The organism is Nocardia heshunensis (genome assembly GCF_054782115.1).
Map to the genome: position 1 here is coordinate 32,876 of NZ_BAAGTC010000026.1, position 19,963 is coordinate 52,838.

27 protein-coding genes are annotated in these 19,963 nt (G+C 66.7%); 21 read left to right on the top strand and 6 right to left on the bottom strand.

Annotation, left to right across the window (positions count from 1 at the left end):
- Nucleotides 1–70: 70 nt before the first annotated feature.
- Complete coding sequence (locus ACYVN4_RS40270) at nucleotides 71–1,357, top strand: TetR/AcrR family transcriptional regulator (protein WP_460728701.1); 1,287 nt, start codon at nucleotides 71–73, stop codon at nucleotides 1,355–1,357.
- Here the strand turns inward: ACYVN4_RS40270 and ACYVN4_RS40275 are convergent.
- Nucleotides 1,313–2,794, bottom strand: coding sequence for an aldehyde dehydrogenase family protein (locus tag ACYVN4_RS40275; protein ID WP_460728703.1), 1,482 nt, complete (start codon nucleotides 2,792–2,794; stop codon nucleotides 1,313–1,315). The genes ACYVN4_RS40270 and ACYVN4_RS40275 overlap by 45 nt on opposite strands.
- A 322-nt stretch (nucleotides 2,795–3,116) precedes the next feature.
- Here ACYVN4_RS40275 and ACYVN4_RS40280 point away from each other — a divergent pair, with 322 nt between their 5' ends.
- The 4 genes from ACYVN4_RS40280 (at nucleotide 3,117) to ACYVN4_RS40295 (ending at nucleotide 6,922) form a co-directional block, all read left to right on the top strand.
- On the top strand, nucleotides 3,117–4,127 hold the full coding sequence (locus tag ACYVN4_RS40280) for an ATP-binding cassette domain-containing protein (RefSeq protein ID WP_460728705.1): 1,011 nt from the start codon (nucleotides 3,117–3,119) through the stop codon (nucleotides 4,125–4,127).
- Nucleotides 4,124–4,933 carry an ABC transporter permease gene (locus ACYVN4_RS40285; RefSeq protein WP_460728707.1) on the top strand — a complete coding sequence of 270 codons (810 nt, stop codon included), beginning with the start codon at nucleotides 4,124–4,126 and terminating at the stop codon, nucleotides 4,931–4,933. The genes ACYVN4_RS40280 and ACYVN4_RS40285 overlap by 4 nt, the downstream gene beginning before the upstream one ends.
- The gene (locus ACYVN4_RS40290) at nucleotides 4,930–5,781 is read left to right on the top strand and encodes an ABC transporter permease (protein ID WP_460728709.1); all 852 of its coding nucleotides are present in this window, start codon (nucleotides 4,930–4,932) and stop codon (nucleotides 5,779–5,781) included. Before ACYVN4_RS40285 ends, ACYVN4_RS40290 begins: the two co-directional genes overlap by 4 nt.
- Before the next feature lie 112 nt (nucleotides 5,782–5,893).
- The gene (locus ACYVN4_RS40295) at nucleotides 5,894–6,922 is read left to right on the top strand and encodes an SDR family oxidoreductase (RefSeq protein WP_460728711.1); all 1,029 of its coding nucleotides are present in this window, start codon (nucleotides 5,894–5,896) and stop codon (nucleotides 6,920–6,922) included.
- A gap of 1 nt (nucleotide 6,923) precedes the next feature.
- Here ACYVN4_RS40295 and ACYVN4_RS40300 read toward each other — a convergent pair whose 3' ends face one another.
- Nucleotides 6,924–8,138 (bottom strand): lycopene cyclase family protein, encoded by a 1,215-nt coding sequence (locus ACYVN4_RS40300; protein WP_460728713.1) that lies wholly within the window; start codon nucleotides 8,136–8,138, stop codon nucleotides 6,924–6,926.
- A 134-nt stretch (nucleotides 8,139–8,272) separates the two neighbouring features.
- Here ACYVN4_RS40300 and ACYVN4_RS40305 point away from each other — a divergent pair, with 134 nt between their 5' ends.
- The gene (locus ACYVN4_RS40305; protein ID WP_460728715.1) at nucleotides 8,273–8,659 is read left to right on the top strand and encodes a hypothetical protein; all 387 of its coding nucleotides are present in this window, start codon (nucleotides 8,273–8,275) and stop codon (nucleotides 8,657–8,659) included.
- Nucleotides 8,660–8,743: 84 nt separating this feature from the next.
- Here ACYVN4_RS40305 and ACYVN4_RS40310 read toward each other — a convergent pair whose 3' ends face one another.
- Together ACYVN4_RS40310 and ACYVN4_RS40315 are read right to left on the bottom strand one after the other, a co-directional pair.
- Complete coding sequence (locus tag ACYVN4_RS40310; RefSeq protein WP_460728717.1) at nucleotides 8,744–9,259, bottom strand: DUF5666 domain-containing protein; 516 nt, start codon at nucleotides 9,257–9,259, stop codon at nucleotides 8,744–8,746.
- A gap of 95 nt (nucleotides 9,260–9,354) precedes the next feature.
- Nucleotides 9,355–9,831, bottom strand: coding sequence for a hotdog fold domain-containing protein (locus ACYVN4_RS40315; protein ID WP_460728719.1), 477 nt, complete (start codon nucleotides 9,829–9,831; stop codon nucleotides 9,355–9,357).
- Nucleotides 9,832–9,914: 83 nt separating this feature from the next.
- On the opposite strand from ACYVN4_RS40315, the gene ACYVN4_RS40320 reads away from it, so the two are divergent.
- The 14 genes from ACYVN4_RS40320 to ACYVN4_RS40385 all read left to right on the top strand — a co-directional run bounded on the left by ACYVN4_RS40320 (nucleotide 9,915) and on the right by ACYVN4_RS40385 (nucleotide 17,596).
- The gene (locus tag ACYVN4_RS40320; protein WP_460728721.1) at nucleotides 9,915–10,379 is read left to right on the top strand and encodes a hypothetical protein; all 465 of its coding nucleotides are present in this window, start codon (nucleotides 9,915–9,917) and stop codon (nucleotides 10,377–10,379) included.
- Between the two features lie 126 nt (nucleotides 10,380–10,505).
- Entirely contained in the window at nucleotides 10,506–10,928 is a 423-nt protein-coding gene (locus ACYVN4_RS40325) for a hypothetical protein (RefSeq protein ID WP_460728723.1), read from the top strand.
- Between the two features lie 485 nt (nucleotides 10,929–11,413).
- On the top strand, nucleotides 11,414–11,719 hold the full coding sequence (gene rpsJ, locus ACYVN4_RS40330; protein WP_040804197.1) for a 30S ribosomal protein S10: 306 nt from the start codon (nucleotides 11,414–11,416) through the stop codon (nucleotides 11,717–11,719).
- A gap of 14 nt (nucleotides 11,720–11,733) precedes the next feature.
- Nucleotides 11,734–12,399: a 50S ribosomal protein L3 gene (gene rplC, locus ACYVN4_RS40335; protein ID WP_379353996.1), complete on the top strand. Its 666-nt coding sequence runs from the start codon at nucleotides 11,734–11,736 to the stop codon at nucleotides 12,397–12,399.
- Entirely contained in the window at nucleotides 12,396–13,067 is a 672-nt protein-coding gene (rplD, locus tag ACYVN4_RS40340; protein ID WP_379353994.1) for a 50S ribosomal protein L4, read from the top strand. Before rplC ends, rplD begins: the two co-directional genes overlap by 4 nt.
- Nucleotides 13,064–13,369, top strand: a complete 306-nt coding sequence (gene rplW / locus ACYVN4_RS40345; protein ID WP_033091018.1) for a 50S ribosomal protein L23 — start codon at nucleotides 13,064–13,066, stop codon at nucleotides 13,367–13,369. The genes rplD and rplW overlap by 4 nt, the downstream gene beginning before the upstream one ends.
- 32 nt (nucleotides 13,370–13,401) lie before the next feature.
- The gene (gene rplB / locus ACYVN4_RS40350) at nucleotides 13,402–14,232 is read left to right on the top strand and encodes a 50S ribosomal protein L2 (RefSeq protein ID WP_379353992.1); all 831 of its coding nucleotides are present in this window, start codon (nucleotides 13,402–13,404) and stop codon (nucleotides 14,230–14,232) included.
- 14 nt (nucleotides 14,233–14,246) lie between these two features.
- Entirely contained in the window at nucleotides 14,247–14,528 is a 282-nt protein-coding gene (gene rpsS / locus ACYVN4_RS40355) for a 30S ribosomal protein S19 (RefSeq protein WP_040804204.1), read from the top strand.
- Nucleotides 14,525–14,926: a 50S ribosomal protein L22 gene (gene rplV / locus ACYVN4_RS40360; protein ID WP_379353990.1), complete on the top strand. Its 402-nt coding sequence runs from the start codon at nucleotides 14,525–14,527 to the stop codon at nucleotides 14,924–14,926. The genes rpsS and rplV overlap by 4 nt, the downstream gene beginning before the upstream one ends.
- Nucleotides 14,927–15,742 (top strand): 30S ribosomal protein S3, encoded by an 816-nt coding sequence (gene rpsC / locus ACYVN4_RS40365; protein WP_379353988.1) that lies wholly within the window; start codon nucleotides 14,927–14,929, stop codon nucleotides 15,740–15,742.
- Between the two features lie 3 nt (nucleotides 15,743–15,745).
- Nucleotides 15,746–16,162, top strand: a complete 417-nt coding sequence (gene rplP, locus ACYVN4_RS40370; RefSeq protein WP_379353986.1) for a 50S ribosomal protein L16 — start codon at nucleotides 15,746–15,748, stop codon at nucleotides 16,160–16,162.
- Entirely contained in the window at nucleotides 16,162–16,401 is a 240-nt protein-coding gene (rpmC, locus tag ACYVN4_RS40375; protein WP_157388623.1) for a 50S ribosomal protein L29, read from the top strand. The genes rplP and rpmC overlap by 1 nt, the downstream gene beginning before the upstream one ends.
- Complete coding sequence (rpsQ, locus tag ACYVN4_RS40380) at nucleotides 16,398–16,694, top strand: 30S ribosomal protein S17 (protein ID WP_033091024.1); 297 nt, start codon at nucleotides 16,398–16,400, stop codon at nucleotides 16,692–16,694. The genes rpmC and rpsQ overlap by 4 nt, the downstream gene beginning before the upstream one ends.
- A gap of 326 nt (nucleotides 16,695–17,020) precedes the next feature.
- Nucleotides 17,021–17,596, top strand: a complete 576-nt coding sequence (locus tag ACYVN4_RS40385) for a hypothetical protein (protein WP_460728728.1) — start codon at nucleotides 17,021–17,023, stop codon at nucleotides 17,594–17,596.
- Between the two features lie 3 nt (nucleotides 17,597–17,599).
- Here ACYVN4_RS40385 and ACYVN4_RS40390 read toward each other — a convergent pair whose 3' ends face one another.
- The gene (locus tag ACYVN4_RS40390; RefSeq protein ID WP_460728730.1) at nucleotides 17,600–17,995 is read right to left on the bottom strand and encodes a VOC family protein; all 396 of its coding nucleotides are present in this window, start codon (nucleotides 17,993–17,995) and stop codon (nucleotides 17,600–17,602) included.
- 49 nt (nucleotides 17,996–18,044) lie between these two features.
- Nucleotides 18,045–18,419 (bottom strand): MarR family winged helix-turn-helix transcriptional regulator, encoded by a 375-nt coding sequence (locus tag ACYVN4_RS40395; RefSeq protein ID WP_460728732.1) that lies wholly within the window; start codon nucleotides 18,417–18,419, stop codon nucleotides 18,045–18,047.
- Nucleotides 18,420–18,458: 39 nt separating this feature from the next.
- Here ACYVN4_RS40395 and ACYVN4_RS40400 point away from each other — a divergent pair, with 39 nt between their 5' ends.
- Nucleotides 18,459–19,616, top strand: coding sequence for an RNA-guided endonuclease InsQ/TnpB family protein (locus ACYVN4_RS40400; protein ID WP_460728733.1), 1,158 nt, complete (start codon nucleotides 18,459–18,461; stop codon nucleotides 19,614–19,616).
- Nucleotides 19,617–19,963: the final 347 nt, after the last annotated feature.

Sequence of the window (19,963 nt, forward strand, 5' to 3'; positions counted from 1 at the left end):
AATTGTGGTTAACTTAAGGTCGTTCGTCCGGCACTGTCAACAGCCGGAGGCCCGGAGAAGGAGAAACTGTATGGTCGCCGATCGCAGCGAGGCAGCCCTCGCTTCCGCGCGACCGGACAGTGAACCCGCGGCAACCGTGGCCGAGTCCGGCCCGCGTCGCCGGCCCAAGAACCGCAAGGCCCAAATCGCACGGGTAGCGGCCCGAGCCTTCTCCGAACGCGGCTACCACCCGGTCGGCGTGGACGAGATCGCCGCCGAGGTCGGCATCTCCGGCCCGGCCCTCTACCGGCATTTCAGAAATAAATACGCGCTGCTGGTGGCGACCGCGGAAATGGGCGCGCAGCAATTGCTGGATGCCGCCAAGGCCGCCGACAATCCCGAGCTGGATCCGGAACCGCGACTCACCGCATTGTTCCGCGGCATTGCCGAATACACCATCGACGTGCGCCGCGAGGGCGGGCTGTACCGGTGGGAACGCCGCTACCTGGAACGTGCCGACCGCGACCGCATCCGGATCATCTACACCGAACTGCACGACACCCTCGCCGCCGCGATCGAACCGCTGTACCCCGACGCCGACCCGGCCGATATTCAGCTGCGGTCCGCCGCGGTGCTCAGCGCCATCGGTTCCATCACCGCGCACCGCACCGCGCTGTCCACCACCCGGCTGATCAACCTGATCATCGAGATCTGCTGGGACATCCTGCGCTGCGACCTGCCGCCCGCCCCCGGGCCCGTCACCGGCGACCCGATCGTGCGCGGTCTGCCCGTCATCTCCAAGCGGGAGCAGCTGCTCACCGAGGCCATCCGCATCTTCGGCCGGCAGGGCTATCACGAGGCCAGCATCGAGGAGATCGGCGCGGCCGCGGGCATCAACGCCTCCAGCGTCTACCGCTACTTCGCCAGCAAGGCCGACCTGTTGGCCGCGGCCCTACACCGCACCGCCGAACGGGTCGCCATCGCCAACAACGAGGCCCTCGCAGAGGCCACCAGCCGCGCCGACGCGGCCGTGCGCATCGCCGACCGGTTCGCCCGCATGACCTTCGCCATGCCCGAGATCCTGCCGGTCTACTTCGCCGAATTCCCCAATCTGCCCGCCTCCGAACAACATCGGCTGCGGTCGGTGCAGCGGCAGAACGTGCTGGAATGGGCCAACCTGCTCGACGGCGATCAGATCGAGGCCCGTTTCCGGGTGCACGCCGCCATCGCGCAGGTCGCCGATGTCGGCCGCCGCATCCGCTTCGACGGGCGGCCGGAGAACATGGCGCGGGTCAGCGCGGTGATGCGGGCGGTCCTGCTGGGCGTGCCCGCCTCACACCCGGTGCCGCAGCCGGAACAGGGCTCGGGCGACGCGTAACCGGCGCGGGTGCTTGTCGAAGGTGCCCGAGGTGATCTGATCCGGCGGATGCTTCTCGGTGATCGTCTGTGACCGGCTGAATTCGCGCATCGACTGCGGATCACGGATGCGGCCGGGGCCGTTCACGCCGTAGACCGGGGTCGAATTGACGGTGATCAGCTCGCTGCGCAGCCGGCCCGCGAACTCGGGGACACTGCGCACATCGCGCGTGAAAACCGCGACCGTGGACGGCCGTTCGGCGGCATTGACCCGCTCGGCCGCCTCGTCCATGGACGCCACCCGCTGCACGATCAGCATCGGCCCGACCGCCGCGCCGGTGATCGCGATGCTCACCTCCGGCACCTCGGTCAGCACGATCGGCTCGATATAGGGCTCGCGAATGGACTCCAGGCCACCGACCACCGGCCGCCCGCCCCGGGTGATGGCGTCGCGCACCTGCCTGCGCACCACCTCGATCTGCGACTCCAGGATCATCGGACCGTAGGCGGCGCGGCGATCCGCGCCCGGCCGCAGCCGTTTGGCCTGGCCCGCAACCAGTTCCAGGAACGGCTCGTACACCGAATCGGCCACGTACACGCAGCGCACCCCGGCGGGCTGCTGACCGGAATTGGCCATCGCGCCGTACACCGCGGCCGCGGCGGCGGTGTCGAGCTTGGCGTCGACCTGCACCACCATGGCCCCGCGTCCACCCTGCTCGACGATCAGAGGAGTGGACGACTGTGCGGCCAGCGTGGCCATCTCGCGCGCCCCCGCACCCGATCCGGCGTAGGCCAGCTTGTCCAGCCGGGTCCGGCACAGCGCGGCGGCGGTGGCGCTGTCACCCGTGACGACCTGCAGCACAGGCTGATTCGGGGCCAACTGGTTCCAGGTATCGGCCAGCCAGGCGCCCACGCCCGGGGTCAGCTCACTGGGTTTGAACACCACGGCATTACCGGCCGCCATCGCGCCCGCGATCGAATTCATCGGCGTGAGAACGGGATTGTGCCAGGGGCCGAGCACGCCGATCACGCCCAGCGGCAGGTAGCCGACGGTGCCGGTGGGTTCGCGACGCAGCGAGGCGCGCAGCCGGGTGGTGCGGCCCAGGGTCCGCTCGGCATGGCGCGCAACCCAATCCAGGTGTTCGACGGCCAGGGTCACCTCGATGGCGGCGTCCAGGCGCGGCTTGCCGGTCTCGCTCGAGATGAGCTCCACCAGGTCGCGGGTGCCGCGGGCCAGGGCGCGCTTCCAATCCAGCAGCCAGCGTTTGCGCGCGTCGAATCCCAGTGCCGCCCACCATTGTTCGGCGCTGCGCGCCGAGCGGACGGTGCGGGTCAGCTCACCCGCGCCCATGCTGGCGTATTCGCCCACGACCTCCCCGGTACGCGGATCGTAGGACGTCAGCACCTTGGATCGGCTCGCACCGGCGCGCCCTGTTGCCGGCTGCGCCGACTCGGCCATGGTCAACCTCTCGTGGCCTGTGAATGTCTCTCCCCGTCAAGGCCAGACTATGGTTCGAGTCGCAGATGCGACAAGGTAGCGAAATCACCGCATACCGTTCGGTCTGCGCCTGGATCAGCAGCTATTCGGGGACCCAGCAGTTTGTGACCAAGCACACAGTTTGCCGATGGCTGCTTCGGCAAAGAAACGGCCCCACTTCGGATGCGCCGGTAACATCACGCCAGGCGGTGTGGATCATCCCGAAGGGTTACCCCTCTCGGATGTGGGGACCCGCCGCCGGGGCTACATAGTTTCAGCCCGACCAGCCGATAGTGGAGAGTTGATGCCCAGCTTGGACAGACCGGATTCCGTAGCACCCGACGAACCGGCCGTTTACGTCGAAGACGTCCGCAAATCCTTCGGCGACGTGCACGCCCTCCAAGGCGTCAGCTTCACCGCCGCGCGCGGCCAGGTGCTGGGCATCCTCGGTCCCAACGGGGCGGGCAAGACCACCACGGTCAAGATCCTGTCCACCCTGCTGCGCCCCGACTCCGGCGTCGCCCGCATCGCCGGACACGACGTCCGCGCCGACCCGGCCGCCGTCCGCCGATCCATCATGATGACCGGCCAGTACGCGGCGCTCGACGAGAACCTGTCCGGCCGCGAGAATCTCGAACTCTTCGGCCGCCTCATGGGTCTGCCCCGCAAGGCCGCCCGGCAGCGCGCCGACGCCCTGCTCGAGGAATTCGACCTCACCGGCGCGGGCCGCCGCGCGGTGCGCCACTACTCCGGCGGCATGCGCCGCCGCGTCGACATCGCCTGCGGGCTGGTGGTCCGGCCCGAGGTGGTATTCCTCGACGAACCCACCACCGGCCTGGATCCGCGCTCCCGCCAAGGCGTCTGGGACCTGGTCACCGCGCTCAAGACCCAGGGCATCACCGTCCTGCTGACCACGCAGTACCTCGAAGAGGCCGACGTGCTCAGCGACAACATCATCGTCATCGACAAGGGCACCGTCATCGCCGAAGGCACCGCCGACGCGCTCAAGGAGAAGACCGGCGGCAGCTACTGCGAGGTCGTGCCGCTCGATCCCAAGCAGCTCGTCACCGCCGCCGACGCGCTCGGCGACCTGGTGCCCGACGCGGTCCGCGCGGAGTTGGACGGCGGCGACCGGCTTTCGATCCCGGCCCCCGACGGCGCGGGCACCCTGTCGGAGGCGCTGCGGCGACTCGACAGCGCCGGGGTGCGGCTCGCCGACATCGGCCTGCGTCGCCCCTCCCTCGACGATGTGTTCCTCACCCTCACCGGACACTCCGGGACCAAGGAGCACAGCGACCCGGAAGGCGAGGCATGACCGCCACCGCGGCCGATGCCGCCGACCTCTTCGCCGGGGTACCGCCCGCCCGGCCCAACAGCTTCGCCCAGTGGCGTGCGCTCACCGGGCGGGTCGTCTGGGTGATGGCGACCAAGGGCGAGCTCATCGTCGCGGTGATCGTGCCGCTGATCTTCACCCTCGGCTTCTACCTGCCCTTGAAATACGTCATGGCGTTCAGCGGCATCAACTACGCGCAGTTCGTCATGCCGATCATCGTGCTGCAGACCATGTCGTTCACCATGATGTCGAACGCGCAGCTGGCCGCGTACGAATCCATGACCGGACTCAACACCCGCATGCAGACCATGCCCATCGGGGCGATGGTGCCGCTGGTGTCGCGGCAGTCCGCGGGCCTGGTGCGCTCGGTCGTCTCGCTCATCGCGGCACTCGGCTGGGGCTACCTCATCGGCTTCCGGTTCGTCGCCGGATTCGGGCAGGCCGTGCTGTTCTGCCTGTTCTCCATTGCGGTCGGCACCGTGCTGGCCATCGGCGCCGACGGACTCGGATCGCTCACCAAGAGCCCCGAATCCCTCAGCCAGGCACTGACCTTGCCCACGCTGATCTTCGGCATGATGTCCTGCGGCTTCGTGCCCGAGGACGGCTTCCCCCGCTGGGTGCGGCCGTTCGTGCGCAATCAGCCCATCTCCCAGTTCTCCTTCGCGCTGCGTGACATGGCCGCGCACGGGGTGACCTGGCAGGTGCTGTGGGTGCCGTTGGTGTGGTTGATCGGCGGGCTCGTGGTGTTCACGCCACTGGCCGTCTGGGCGAGTACGAGGCGATCATGAGTATTACGGCTACAGAAGCGGATTCGTGGGTGGGGCATCAGCCGCTGCCCACGGTGAAACCGCGCTCCGAGAGCACCCTCTCGATCTGGGTGGAACAGAGCCTGATCCAGTGCAAGCGGCTGCTCATGGGCTGGATGCGCGACCCCTCCACCACCATCCAGACCCTGGTCTTCCCCGCGGTCACGCTGATCATGTTCCGGATCGTGCTGGGCGACTCCATCTCCCGCGCCACCGGCGCGCCCAGCATCTACGGCACCACGCCGATGGTCATGCTGGTCGCGGCCATGTCCGGCTCCACCGTCAGCGCCCTCGGCTTCAAGGTCGAGAAGGCCACCGGGCTGCTCGGGCGGTTCCACACCATGCCCATCCACCGCGCGGCCGGGCTCACCGGACGCCTGCTGGCCGAGGCGGTGCGCGTGATCATCACGTCGCTGTTCGTGCTGGTCGTCGGCATCGCGCTGGGCTTCCGGTTCTGGTACGGGTTCGCGGGTGCGGTTGCCATGCTGGCCATTCCGGTGCTGTTCGCCATCGGATTCGCGGTGCTGGTGACGGCGCTGGCCACGCTCACCGAGGGCATCCTGCTGGTGTCGATCGTCAGCCTGTTCAACACCCTGCTGATGTTCTTCAACTCCGGATTCGTGCCGGTCTTCGCCTACCCGACCTGGCTGCAGGCGACGGTCGAGAACCAGCCGATGAGCACCGCCATCGACGCCATGCGTGGACTGTCCTTCGACGGGCCGATCGCGACGCCGCTGTGGAAGACGGTGGCGTGGGTCGTCGGCATGATCGTGGTGTTCGCGTACCCGGCGATCCGCGGCTACCGGCGGGCGGCGGAGACCGGAGCGTAGACAGACTCGGCGTAGGTTCCGACACGCCCCGAGAGTTCGCCTGGTGTGCGATGTTTGGGGCCTTTGCCGAGCCTCGGGCGGAGTGTGGTCCGCGTCACGTTAAGGTTGCCCCATGGCTTACCTGGTTACCGGGGCAACCGGGTTCATCGGTCGATTTCTGGTACCGGAACTCCTGAAACGTGGCGCGGACGTCCACGTGCTGGTCCGTCCGGGCGAGGACTCCGTGCTGCGGTTCAACCGCTGCCTCCGCGAATGGGACGCCCGCGACCGGGTCCGCCCGGTGCGCGGGGACCTCGCGGCACCCGGACTCGGCATCGACTCGAGCTGGATTGCCGCACAGCGCGGTTCGATCGACCACGTCTTCCACCTCGCGGCCGGATTCGACGCGAACGGTGCGGGCGGCGGCACCCGCCGGGTGGCCGAACTCGCGGGCGCGCTGGAAGCCGGACGGCTGCACCACGTTTCGACCGCGCGCGTGGCCGGGGCCTGGGAGGGCCTGTTCACCGAGGGCATGACCGACGTCGGGCAGCTACTGCCCACGCCGTACCAGCGCGCCATGCTGCGGGCCGAACAGGACGTGCGCGAGCAGACCGCCGTGCCGTGGCGGATCTACCGGCCCGCCATCGTCATCGGCAACTCCCGCACCGGCGAGATCGACCGCATCGACGGGCCCTACTACTTCTTCCGGCTGCTGCGCATGGCCGCGCAGCTGCCACGCATCCTGCCGGTGGTGGCGCCCAAACTCGGCGAAACCAATATGGTGCCGGTCGATTACGTGGCCCGCGCGCTCGACCACATCGCGCACCGGCCCGGGGACGGGCCCTCCACCTACCACCTGGTGGATCCGCGGGAGCAGAGCGTGGCCGAGGTCTTCAACCTCTTCGCCGACGAGGCCGGGGCGCCACATCTGATCGAGGTCATGCCCAAGCCGACGCTCGACGTGACGCTGCGGGTGCCCGGCATGGGATGGGCGCTGCGTCAGGTCGGCATCCCGATGGACGTCATCGAGGACACCGAATTCGCCTGCCGCTTCGACTCCCGCCACACCGCCGCCGCGCTGGCGGGCACCGCCATCAAGGTGCCGCCGCTGGCCGCCTACGCCTCGGTCATCTGGAAGTACTGGATCGAGAACTGGGTGTGACTCAGGAGCGCGAGTCCTCGGGGAGCAGCAGATCCGCCTCCGAGCGCGGCTGCCCGTAATCCCAACCCAGCCAGCGATTCCGGTTCCGCCAGCCGACCAGGTCGTAGCGCCAGCGGAACGGGTAGGTGGTGGCGACCGTCATGAACAGGGCGGTACCCAGCGCGGTGTAGTCGGCGTGCGCGGACAGCAAGGCGCGCTGCTGGCGAGGCGGGCGGGTGAAGAAGGCGTCGAACATGGCCTTGGACTGGGCGGTCGTCAGACGGCCCAGTCCGTACACGCCGCGCATGCGCATCCAATGCACCAGCCGGGCCTGCCGCGGCCACAGCGCCTCGACCGGATCGGTGCCGCGCTGCACCGCATCGATCGCCGTGTCCACCAGCGACAGCGAATCCGCCACGCAGTACCCGGTGATCGGGTGCATCATGCCGCCGCGCGAACCGAACGGGATCACCTCGCCGCGCCCGGCCTGCGGCGGGTGTGCGTCCAGCGGATAGTGCGCGGCCTCGGTGGGTTCGTCGCCGCGCAACCGAATCCCGTGCGCGGCCAGCCGATTCAGGGTGCGTCGCCGCAGCTCGTGCTGGGGCATACCGCCGCGCAGGCCGAGACTGGTCTCCTCGAAGATCACCGTGCCGTCCCCGAGCGGCACCGAATACAGGAACGACGGCGGCTCGTCCGGGCCCGCGCCGTTCTCGTCGCGCCAGTCCAGCAGCAGGCCCTCGCCCTCGCGCACCATCGGCGCGGCAATATCCTCGTCCACGAAAATGCCGTGCGCGCTGGCGGTCCGGCGGGCGGCCGGGGCGGCCTGGCCGCGGGTGTCGAACACGGTCGCCGCCCGCACCTCGGTGCCATCGGCCAACTCCACCCGGTGCGCCTCCACGATGCGGGCGCGGCCGGTGACCACCGTCGCGTCATCCAGCGGCAGCGCGTCGAACAGGCCCTGCTTGGACAGCACGCAGTAGGGGCGTGGAATCCGATGCTCGGCGGTCGTCCACACCACCGGCGCGTCGATGCGGCTGGCAATCGCGTTGTGCCCCAGCCACTCCGGCAGTTCATCCACCCAGCACGAATACGTGGGCGCCCACAACCGCGTCGGCCGCGGATCGATCGCCACCACCCGCAGGCCCGCCGCCATCGCGCGATGCGCCAAAGCCCGCCCCGTGGGACCGAGCCCCACCACACACACGTCGGCCGCTCTGCCGACCTCTCGGCCACTCATACCCGCATTCAAACAGCCTGACCCGCACCGCGCCAGGCCGACTCCGACTTCGCACCCCGGCCAGTAGGATTCCGGAAAGTCCGCAGGCCACTCGGTCGGAACCATCGATGGTGGCGACCCGGTAGGAGGCATCGATGAATCAATTCGGAGCTCCCATGCCACCGCCCATGCGGCCCATGCACATTCCCGCCGGCACGCCCCGCGACCCACGGCGCCTGTGGTGGGTGCCCGCCACCGTCTCCACCGGCCTGTCGGCGGTGTTGCTGGTGATTTGCTTCGGTGCGATGGTGCTCAGCGCTTTCGCAACGGATTCCTGCAACGGCCGCGACTCCTGCCCGAACACCTTCCACCACATCGACATCGCGACGAACCTGATGCTGTTCTGCGTGATCGCGGCGGTAGCGCAATGGCTCCCCGCCTACTGGTCCCCGTGGGCGCTGCGTATCGCGCTCGCGATCCTGCCCATCGGCCTCGGCATCGCCGCCGTCGTCATGTTCCTGAGCACGCCGGTCGGTCAGTAATGCCGGTAGGTAAGCAATGTCGGCAAGTCCGTTGTGCGACAACAGACTTGCCGACCGAAATAACTATCGAAGCTAATTCCGAACTCACTTGGTCGGCGTAGCCGACGGCGCCGCACTCCCCGAACTCGGCGGTGTAGCGCCCGGCGTACCCGACGGCGTCCCATTCCCACGCTCCCGCGCATGAATGATCCGAGTGGCCGCGATACTGCCGTTGGACTCCTGCCCCTGCACCATGATCTGATCGCCGACCGCGAACTGAGCCGCCGTCTCACTCTGCTTCTTCGACCCGAATTCCGTCGTCGGCGAAATGGTGACGGTCTCCGTACTCCCGTCCTGCTTCGTGATCATCCAGGACCCCGACCCCTCACTGGTGATCTTCCCCCCGACCCCTCTCCCGCCCCCACCGGCGCCCTTGTGATCCCCCGGCCCCTGCTGCTGATTCCCACCCTGACTCGAATGATCACTCGACCCGCAGGCCGCCAACCCGAGCGTCGCCGCCAAGGCCACCGTCACCCCGGCAACGGTCCGAAGAAGTACCCCCGGCCGCCGCCGCCCAGAAAGAGGCTCGGAACCATCACTTGCGTGTGTTGAAGATGTCATGCCCGCAACGCTATTGACGGTAGCTGTGAGGTCCCTACGCGTCCGCTGGTGAGTCACTCCACGGTTCGTGTGACTCACCAGTCTGTTGGTTGCTGCTACTTGGGGGTCACCCAGGTGGTGATGTCGGCGTGGACGACCTCGACGCCGGACTTGTCGTAGATGGAGACCGGGACCACCAGGTTCTGGCCTTCGGTGATGGTGGTGAAGTCGGGGACTTCGGGGAGTTCGGCGAGGGCTCGCAGGCTCGAGTTGGCCTTGGCCAGGTACTGGACGTTCATGGCCTTGGGGATCCAGCGGTGGGTATCCGGGACGGTGGCCTCGGAGAGCATGCCCATCGCTACCTCGGCCAGATTGCACGCGGCGATGGCGTGGAAGGTGCCGAGGTGGTTGTGGATGCCGAACCACTTGGGGGCGGTCACCTCGCACAGGCCCGGCTCCAGGCGCACCACGCTCGGCAGCACGGTCCCGAAATAGGGGACCCGGGCCACCATCCCGAGGGAGAACAACGTGTGCCCGATCCGGTTGTCGGGAAGCTTCTTCCACCCGCGATAAGTAGCGGTTTCTTTACCCATGGCGGCTATCTTACTTGAAAGTAAGTTCTGTGCGGGTGCGGCGGTGCCGATGCCCGCCGAATGTGGATGGCACAGTTCGAAACGTGGCCAAGCACGCGAAACGTGGCAGGCAGCCGTGGCGGATCGCCGAGCCGTATCGAACCCGGTTCCGGATGGTCGGCGTGTTCGCGCTGGCCGCCGTGAGCCTGCTGATCCCCGGGTACTTCGGCAAGGTGGTGGTCTATTTCACCGGGGACCGTGTCACCGCGCGGGTTCGCGACTGCTGGAGCACCTCCTATCGCGGCAATTCCACCTTCTACTGCAACGGCACCTGGCAGCTCCGCGACGGCGCGCATGGCTCGGGTCTGTTGCACGGCGTCACCGAGAGTTATCCGGCGGGCGCGGAGTTGGCCGTCCGCGCGACCCCCGATATCGCGATCACCGACTCGCTGCGCTGGCCGCTGGACTTCGGAATCGGTTGCGCCGCTTTCGCGCTCTTGATCTGGATCGCCTACCGCTTCGTGCGCCGGATTCGCGCGCGTCGCGTGAATAGGTCATCGAATCGGTAAGTGCCCCAGCTCGTCGAGCGGAACCGAGCGGTTGGTTGTTAGCTTGTCGGGTCGCGCCGGGGGCGCGGCTGGGAGCCGACGCCACACGGGTCGGCGGTCGGGGAAAATTCAGGAGTTTTCGAAATCATGCGTATTCGCACTGCGGTGGCCACGGTTGGCATCGCGCTCGCGGCGGTCACTTCCGGTACCGCGGCGACAGCCGGTTCGGCCTCGGCCATCACGCCGATCATCGATCCGGGCAAGGGCATCTATGTCGCCGTCATTCTGAACCAGAGCGAGACGGCCGCCCTCGCCAACAGCCCCATCCCGGGCATTCTCGACAATGTCCTGCCGTGGGATCAGCAGTACTTCGTCCTCGACAAGGATTCGGTCCTGCCCTACGACGGCCAATTCGTCTACGCCGACATCGACGAGATCGTCACCGAGGCCGCCATCCGGCACGGCGTCGTCGCCTTCGGCATCTACGACCCGGCCCGCAATGACGGTTGCTTGTTCCGCGTCGTACAGGCGCTGCCCACGCCCGTCTCCCAGGCTCCGATCTTTCCCTGATCCGGTAGGGAGCTACTGACGGCGGGTCGCTCTGCGACCCGCCGTCTCACTTTCTCGACCCGGTGTGACCAGCGCCATCGGGTTTTCGTCCGGGGGAGGGGGCGATTTGAACTGCCCCCATGGCTCGAGGCATACTGTTCGGGTTGCCCACTCCGGGTTGCGTCTTTTCCGTTGGATCGGCGCTGGTGGTGGGCGAGCAAGACCCAATTTTGCACCCCGCTGGAGTACGGCGTGGGTGCGTCCGGAACAATGTTCCGAGGCTTACAGGATTTTGGTCCGGGCCGAGGAATGAGCGGCGGAGCGACACGCCCGACCGCGTGGACCGGATGAACCATGACAGATGAACAGCGGCGATGGATCGGGCCCCAGGTGGGCCGGTCGTGTGGTGGCTGATGCGTCTTCGTGTGTTCGGGCAGTGCAAATGAGGGTGGTACGGGAGCGAAAGCCCCTGGGCCACAACGTAAGCGGAGAAAAGGACACTCAGCGTGGCGGGACAGAAGATCCGCATCAGGCTCAAGGCCTACGACCATGAGGCGATCGACGCGTCTGCGCGCAAGATCGTCGAGACGGTGACCCGTACCGGTGCCCGTGTCGTCGGCCCGGTGCCGTTGCCCACCGAGAAGAACATCTACTGCGTCATCCGGTCGCCGCACAAGTACAAGGACTCGCGCGAGCACTTCGAGATGCGTACCCACAAGCGGCTTATCGACATCCTCGACCCGACGCCGAAGACGGTTGATGCCCTGATGCGCATCGACCTGCCGGCCAGCGTCGACGTCAACATTCAGTGACGGGGACTTCGAATATGACTGACAACAAGACTCGTCCGGCCGCGGGCATCCTGGGCACCAAGCTCGGCATGACCCAGGTCTTCGACGAAAAGAACCGCGTCGTTCCCGTGACCGTCGTCAAGGCGGGCCCGAACGTCGTTACCCAGATCCGCACCGTGGAGCGTGACGGCTACGCCGCCATCCAGGTCGCCTACGGGTCGATCGACCCGCGCAAGGTGAACAAGCCGGTCTCCGGCCAGTTCTCCAAGGCCGGTGTCACCCCTCGCCGCCACATCGCCGAGCTGCGCGTCGCCGACGCCGCCGCCTTCGAGGTCGGCCAGGAGATCAACGCGGAGGCCTTCGCCGAGGGCAGCTACGTCGACGTGACCGGCACCTCCAAGGGCAAGGGCTTCGCCGGCACCATGAAGCGTCACGGCTTCAAGGGCCAGGGTGCCTCGCACGGTGCGCAGGCGGTGCACCGTCGTCCGGGTTCCATCGGTGGTTGCTCCACCCCGGGCCGTGTCTTCAAGGGCATGCGCATGTCGGGCCGCATGGGTAACGACCGCGTCACCACGCAGAACCTCACGGTCCACAAGGTGGATGCCGAGAACGGTCTGCTGCTGATCAAGGGTGCGATCCCGGGCCGTCGTGGCCACGTCGTGATCGTCAAGAGTGCAGTGAAGGGTGGTGCCCGGGCATGAGCACCGAGACCAAGACCAACCTGACGCTCACGGTCAAGGCCGCTGGCGGCAAGACCGAGGGCACCGTCGAGCTCCCCGCGGAGATCTTCGACGTGACCGCGAACATCGCGCTGATGCACCAGGTCGTCGTGGCCCAGCAGGCCGCGGCTCGCCAGGGCACGCACGCCACCAAGACCCGCGGCATGGTCCGCGGCGGTGGCAAGAAGCCGTACCGCCAGAAGGGCACCGGCCGTGCGCGCCAGGGTTCGACCCGTGCGCCGCAGTTCGCCGGCGGTGGCACCGTCCACGGCCCGCAGCCGCGTGACTACACCCAGCGTCTGCCCAAGAAGATGAAGGTCGCCGCGCTGCGTGGCGCTCTGTCGGACCGGGCTCGCAACGAGCGCATCCACGTCATCACCGAGCTGGTCGCGGGTCAGACCCCGTCGACCAAGTCGGCCAAGTCCTTCCTCGCCGAGATCTCGGAGCGGAAGAACATCCTGGTCGTCGTCGGCCGGGAAGATGTCACCGCGTGGAAGAGCGTGGCGAACCTGCCGGGCGTGCACCCGATCGCCCCGGACCAGCTGAACACCTACGACGTCCTGAAGTCGGACGAGATCGTGTTCTCGGTCGAGGCGCTCAACGCCTTCGTGCACGGCCCCGCCGAAGCTGCACAGGAGGAGAGCAAGTGACCACCATCGCCGACCCCCGCGACATTCTGCTCGCGCCGGTGATCTCCGAGAAGTCCTACGGACTGATCGAGGACGGCACCTACACCTTCCTGGTGCACCCGGATTCGAACAAGACGCAGATCAAGATTGCCGTTGAGAAGGTTTTCGGTGTCAAGGTCACGAGCGTCAACACCGCCAACCGTCAGGGCAAGCGCAAGCGGACCCGCTTCGGTTACGGCAAGCGCAAGGACACCAAGCGCGCGCTCGTGACCATCTCGGCCGACAGCAAGCCCATCGAGATCTTCGGAGGCCCGGTCGCGTAAGCGGCGGGGACTTCAGAAAGGCAGAAGAACTCATGGCAATTCGTAAGTACAAGCCGACAACCCCGGGTCGCCGCGGTGCCTCGGTCTCGGACTTTGCCGAGATCACCCGCTCGACCCCCGAGAAGTCGCTGCTGCGTCCGCTCACCAAGACCGGTGGCCGTAACGCGCAGGGTCGCATCACCACCCGTCACAAGGGTGGTGGCCACAAGCGTGCCTACCGTCTGATCGACTTCCGTCGCCTGGACAAGGACGGCGTGCCGGCCAAGGTCGCTCACATCGAGTACGACCCGAACCGCACCGCGAACATCGCCCTGCTGCACTTCGCGGACGGCGAGAAGCGCTACATCATCGCGCCCAAGGGCATTGCCCAGGGCACGAAGATCGAGTCCGGCCCCGGCGCCGACATCAAGCCTGGCAACAACCTGCCGCTGCGCTCGATCCCGACCGGTACCACCATTCACGCGGTGGAGCTGCGTCCGGGTGGCGGCGCCAAGCTGGCTCGCGCCGCGGGCATGAGCATCCAGCTGCTGGGTAAGGAAGGCGCCTACGCCGTCCTGCGTATGCCGTCGGGTGAAATCCGTCGCGTCGATGTGCGCTGCCGCGCCACCATCGGCGAGGTCGGCAACGCCGAGCAGTCGAACATCAACTGGGGCAAGGCCGGCCGTATGCGGTGGAAGGGCGTTCGCCCGACCGTCCGTGGTGTCGTCATGAACCCGGTCGACCACCCGCACGGTGGTGGTGAGGGTAAGACCTCCGGTGGTCGCCACCCGGTCTCCCCGTGGGGCAAGCCCGAGGGCCGCACCCGCAAGCCCAACCGTCCCAGTGACAAGCTCATCGTCCGCCGCCGCGGCAAGAAGCGTTAAGGAGGAGGTTAAAGATGCCACGTAGCCTGAAGAAGGGCCCGTTCGTCGACGGACACCTCCTCAAGAAGGTGGACGTTCAGAACGAGAAGGGCACGAAGCAGGTCATCAAGACCTGGTCGCGTCGTTCCACCATCATCCCCGACTTCATCGGTCACACGTTCTCGGTCCACGATGGCCGCAAGCACGTGCCGGTGTTCGTGTCGGAGAACATGGTTGGACACAAGCTCGGTGAATTCGCGCCGACTCGCACGTTCAAGAGCCACGTCAAGGAAGATCGGAAGAGCAAGCGGCGATGAGCACTGAAACTCAGAACCCGACCGCGCGCGCGACCGCCAAGCACGTCCGCGTGACGCCGATGAAGGCTCGTCGCGTCGTGGACATGGTCCGTGGCCGTCGTGTCGAGGACGCGCTGAACATCCTCAAGTTCGCTCCGCAGGCAGCGAGCGAGCCGGTTGCGAAGGTTGTCGCTTCGGCGGCCGCCAACGCCGAGAACAACCTCGGCCTCAACCCGGCCACCCTGGTGATCTCGACGGCTTTCGTCGACGAGGGCGCCACCATGAAGCGTTTCCAGCCGCGGGCCCAGGGCCGTGCGTTCCGGATCCGCAAGCGCACCAGCCACATCACCATCGAGGTCGAGAGCGTGCCCACCGCCGGCGCTGCCACTCGTAGCCGCCGGAAGGGAGGGGCAAAGTAAATGGGACAGAAAATCAACCCCCATGGCTTCCGCCTCGGTATCACCACCGACTGGAAGTCGCGTTGGTACGCGGACAAGCAGTACGCGGACTACGTGAAGGAAGACGTCGCGATCCGCAAGCTCCTCGCCACGGGCATGGAGCGGGCCGGCATCTCGAAGGTCGAGATCGAGCGCACCCGTGATCGCGTCCGTGTGGATATCCACACCGCGCGTCCGGGCATCGTGATCGGCCGTCGTGGCGCCGAGGCCGACCGCATTCGCGCCGAGCTGGAGAAGCTCACCAAGAAGCAGGTTCAGCTGAACATCCTCGAGGTCAAGAACCCCGAGTCGGATGCGCAGCTGGTTGCTCAGGGTGTGGCCGAGCAGCTTTCGAACCGTGTGGCGTTCCGTCGTGCGATGCGTAAGGCCATTCAGTCGGCCATGCGTTCGCCGAACGTCAAGGGCATCCGTGTGCAGTGCTCCGGCCGCCTCGGCGGCGCGGAAATGTCGCGCTCGGAGTTCTACCGTGAGGGTCGCGTGCCGCTGCACACGCTGCGCGCCGACATCGACTACGGCCTGTACGAGGCGAAGACCACCTTCGGCCGCATCGGCGTGAAGGTCTGGATCTACAAGGGCGACATCGTCGGCGGCAAGCGCGAGGTCACCGCTGTGGCCCCGTCCGGCCGTGGCGACCGCGATCGTGACGATCGCCCGCGTCGCGAGCGTCCGAGCCGTCCCCGTCGCAGCGGTGCCCAGGGCACCACGGCGACCAGCACCGAGGCCGGGCGTGCCGCGACTGCAGTCGCGGAGGCTCCGGTAGAGAACCAGGAGGGCTGACCTATGTTGATGCCCCGCAAGGTCAAGCACCGCAAGCAGCACCACCCCGGCCGTTCCGGCATGGCGAAGGGCGGCACCGCGGTGACGTTCGGTGAGTACGGCATCCAGGCTCTCGAGCCCGCCTACGTCACCAACCGTCAGATCGAGTCGGCTCGTATCGCGATGACCCGCCACATCAAGCGTGGCGGCAAGGTCTGGATCAACATCTACCCGGACCGCCCGATCACCAAGAAGCCTGCCGAAACCCGCATGGGTTCCGGTAAGGGTTCGCCCGAGTGGTGGATCGCGAACGTCAAGCCCGGCCGGGTCATGTTCGAGATCTCGTACCCCACCGAGGAGATCGCTCGTGAGGCCCTGCGCCGCGCGATGCACAAGCTCCCGATGAAGTGCCGGATCGTGACCCGAGAGGAGCAGTTCTGATGGCTACCGCTAACCCGGCCGCAGAGCTCCGCGAGCTCGACAACGAGGCGCTCGTCGCCAAGCTGCGCGAATCCAAGGAAGAGCTGTTCAACCTGCGCTTCCAGATGGCGACCGGTCAGATGACCAACAACCGTCGCCTGCGTGTGGTCCGCCACGAGATCGCGCGTATCTACACGGTCATGCGCGAGCGCGAGCTCGGCCTGGCCTCCGGTCCTGAAGGCAAGGGAGACGCCGCATGAGCGACGTAAAGGGCCCGGCCAAGACGCCGGCCAAGCAGGAGGAGCGTGGCTCGCGCAAGGTGCGCATCGGCTACGTCGTCTCCGACAAGATGACCAAGACCATCGTGGTCGAGCTGGAAGATCGCGTGAAGCACAAGCTTTACGGCAAGATCATCCGCACCACCTCGAAGGTGAAGGCCCACGACGAGAACGAGATCGCCGGCGTCGGCGACCGCGTGCAGCTGATGGAGACCCGTCCGCTGTCCGCCACCAAGCGGTGGCGTCTGGTCGAGGTCCTGGAGAAGGCCAAGTAAGCCTGCTCCGTGACTTGATCAAGTCATAGAACTCTGGCCCGCTTCCCAAATGGGAAGCGGGCCAGAGTCTTTTGGGGGTTCGGGGGCTTGCCCCCGTCGGGTTCGGGGGTGTGGGGGCTCAGCCCCCACACTTCCCCTTTCCTGGGGGTGCGGGGGCTTGCCCCCGCGTATCTTCCGGGGTTCGGGGGCGGAGCCCCTGAGAGCTCGAGAGTGTCGATACCTCACTCGGCGCGAGTGTGACCAAACTGAAACGCGATATGGCCAAAGGGAATTGGCGTGTCGCGGCTGCGGGCGCTAATTTGGTCTTCGCTATGAGGGATGTTGCGATGACTTCGGGTGCTTGGCGGACCAACGACCACGAGGCGGTGACCTTCCGCGACGCTTCGGTCGCGTGGGCACTGGCCGCTCACGAAGTGCTGGCCGAAACCGCCACCGGCTACGGGCATTTCGTCACCGTCAATGAACTCGCCGAGCAGATCCAGGAGATGTCCGGCATCCGGACCGACGCTCCCACCCGCACCTGGATGGACGCCATCCTGCGCAAGGTGGCGCGGCGCAGTCACAATGCGGGCGAGCCGCCGCTGACCGCGCTTTGCGTCAAGCAGAACCACAAGGTCACCGAAAGCTACAAGTACGTGCTGGAATTGGCGCATCTGCCGATCCCCGCGGACCTCGAGGTGCATGCCGCCTACGCCCGCTGGCAGTGCTACGCCGCCTACGGCGCGGAGATCCCTTCGGACGGCGGCATCCCGCCCCTGATCCCGCGCAACGGCGGCGCTCCCCGTCGCGTCACCGCGGCCGGTCCGGTCGTCGCGTCGAAGCCGGACCCGGAGGCCCGCAAGGCCACCTGCGCTTCCTGTTTCACCGAGCTCCCCGCGAACGGCGTCTGCTACTACTGCTGAGCCTCACGCGTCCTTGTGGCACACGGCTTCGATCATGAGCCCGTCGAAGCCGGTGCAGAACGTCGCGTAGTACGGCGGCGGATACTGCGGGAATTCCCGTGGCGCGTGCAGGATCTCGTCCCCGCGCCCCGCCGCCCACGCGTGCACTCGATCGACCGCCGCGCGGGTGGGCACCATGAACGCGAGATGCTGCAGCCCCGGCCGCGTCCGCGCGTACTCGCCCGATTCCGCCGGGTAGAAGAACAGATACGTCCCCATCTTGCGCGCCGCAGGCCAGTACGCGAATTGCGTATCGTCCGCGAGCAGCGGCTCGTAGTCCAGGAGCGGCATGAGCTCGTCGTAGTACTTCCGCGCGCCCACCAGATCGCTGACATTGATCCCGAGATGTCCCAGTGGCATTCTTCGAACCTACTGGCTGCCAACGGGATCCGGAACGATTCGAGGGTGGTCAGGCGGGGGCGTGGAGGTTTTCGAGGGTGTGGACCAGGGGTGCGAGTTCGGGGTTTTTCGCGGCCTGGGTCAGTGCCTCGCGGAGGGCGGTGGCGTTGGTGGGGCGTGCCTGTTCGAGCAGGGCGTGGCCGGTGTCGGTGACCTTGGTGTAGATGCCGCGGCGGTCGTTGGGGCAGAGGTAGCGGGACAGCAGGTTGCGGTGTTCCATCCGGGTCACCAGGCGGGTGGTGGCGGATTGGGAGAGCACGATCGCGTCGGCCACCTGTTTCATCTGGAGCATGCCGCCGTCGCCGTCGTGTTGGCGGGACAGGACGTCGAGCAGCGAGTACTCGCGGACGCTGAGGTGCCCACTGATACTTGGGCTTTCGTTCACAGCGAAGTAGCCGGGCATACTCGTTATGCCTGTGAGGCTATGAAGCTCGTCGTGCAGGTCAAGCTCATGCCGCTACCGGAGGTGGCATCCGCACTCTCGGAAACTCTGCACGCTTGTAACGACGCTGCGAACTGGCTCTCCGGTCGTGCCCATGAACGGGGGGAAACCTCTCGTAAGTTGTTGCAACAATTCGCTTACCATGATCTGAAGGACCGGGGACTGTCTGCGCAACCCGCGCTGCATGTGATCCGCAAGGTCGCCGACTCGTACACCGCCCTGCAGGCGAATATTCGGGCGGGCAACCTCGGCAAGCTGGGGTCGAAACGCCGCGACAAGGCTGAATCCGAAGCCGTCACTTTCAGGGAGAACGCGGCGCAGCCGTTCGATGACCGCTGCCTTTCCTGGCAGCTTGACGATCGGACGGTGAGTATCTGGACCACCTCAGGCCGAATGCGCGGAGTGAAATTCGCCTGCTCAGAACGGGCCCTCGAACTCCTCGCTGAGCATCGCAAGGGCGAAACCGACCTTGTGCATCGTGACGGCATGTGGTTCCTCCACGCTACCTGTGAGGTGCCCGAAGCCGCGCAGATGGCGCCGACCGACTTTCTCGGTGTGGACCTCGGCATCGTGAATATCGCCACCACTTCCGACGGAACGATCTATGCCGGACGCAGGCTGAATCGCTACCGCAAGCGGCAGTCCGAGTTACGTCGCAAGCTCCAGAAGAAGGGCACGAAGTCAACCAAACGTGTGCTGAAGCGGCAGCGACGCAAAGAATCCCGGAAAGTTGCCGAGATCAACCACATCATCTCGAAGGCCATCGTGACCGAGGCTGAACGCACCGGACGCGGGATCGGCATGGAAGACCTTGCCGGTATTCGCCAGCGGGTACGGCTGAGGAAGCCCCAACGGGTCACACTGCACTCCTGGGCCTTTGCTCAGCTTGGACAGTTCATCGGATACAAGGCGCGGCGAGCCGGTGTGCCTGTCGTCTTCGTCGATCCTGCCAACACCTCTCGCATGTGCGCGAAGTGCGGGCATATCGACAAGGCGAACCGCGTCTCACAGGCTCGATTCTTGTGCAGGTCGTGCGGATTCGTTGATCATGCCGACCGCAATGCTTCCCGCAATATCCGCGCTCGCGCGTGGGAGTTGTGGAGAAGCGGGGCGGAGTCACACGCCCCTGCACCCGTGTAGGGTGCTGGACGTGGACGCACCATCACAGCCAGTGGTGGCCGTACTGCAAGCCTTGTTCAGTCCCTGGCGAGGCAGCTGACTTTGGGTAATGCGATGGTGTGCGGGATTCGGTTATACGGCACCGAATTGGGTGGGTGCGGGGCTGGCCGGGTCGGCGTTGTTGCTGGCCGTGGTGGCCGAGGCGCTCGACCGGCGCGCGAAGAGGTTTGCTGTGAATCTTGGTCCAGCAAACTATATTTCGACAAATCTCGCCAAACAGACGTAGCATACCGCTCATTCTTGAGCGCTTGACCTGCCGGGTCTAATGTCGGCGGAGTGTCCGGATTCGGTCACGGCTAATCGAGCGC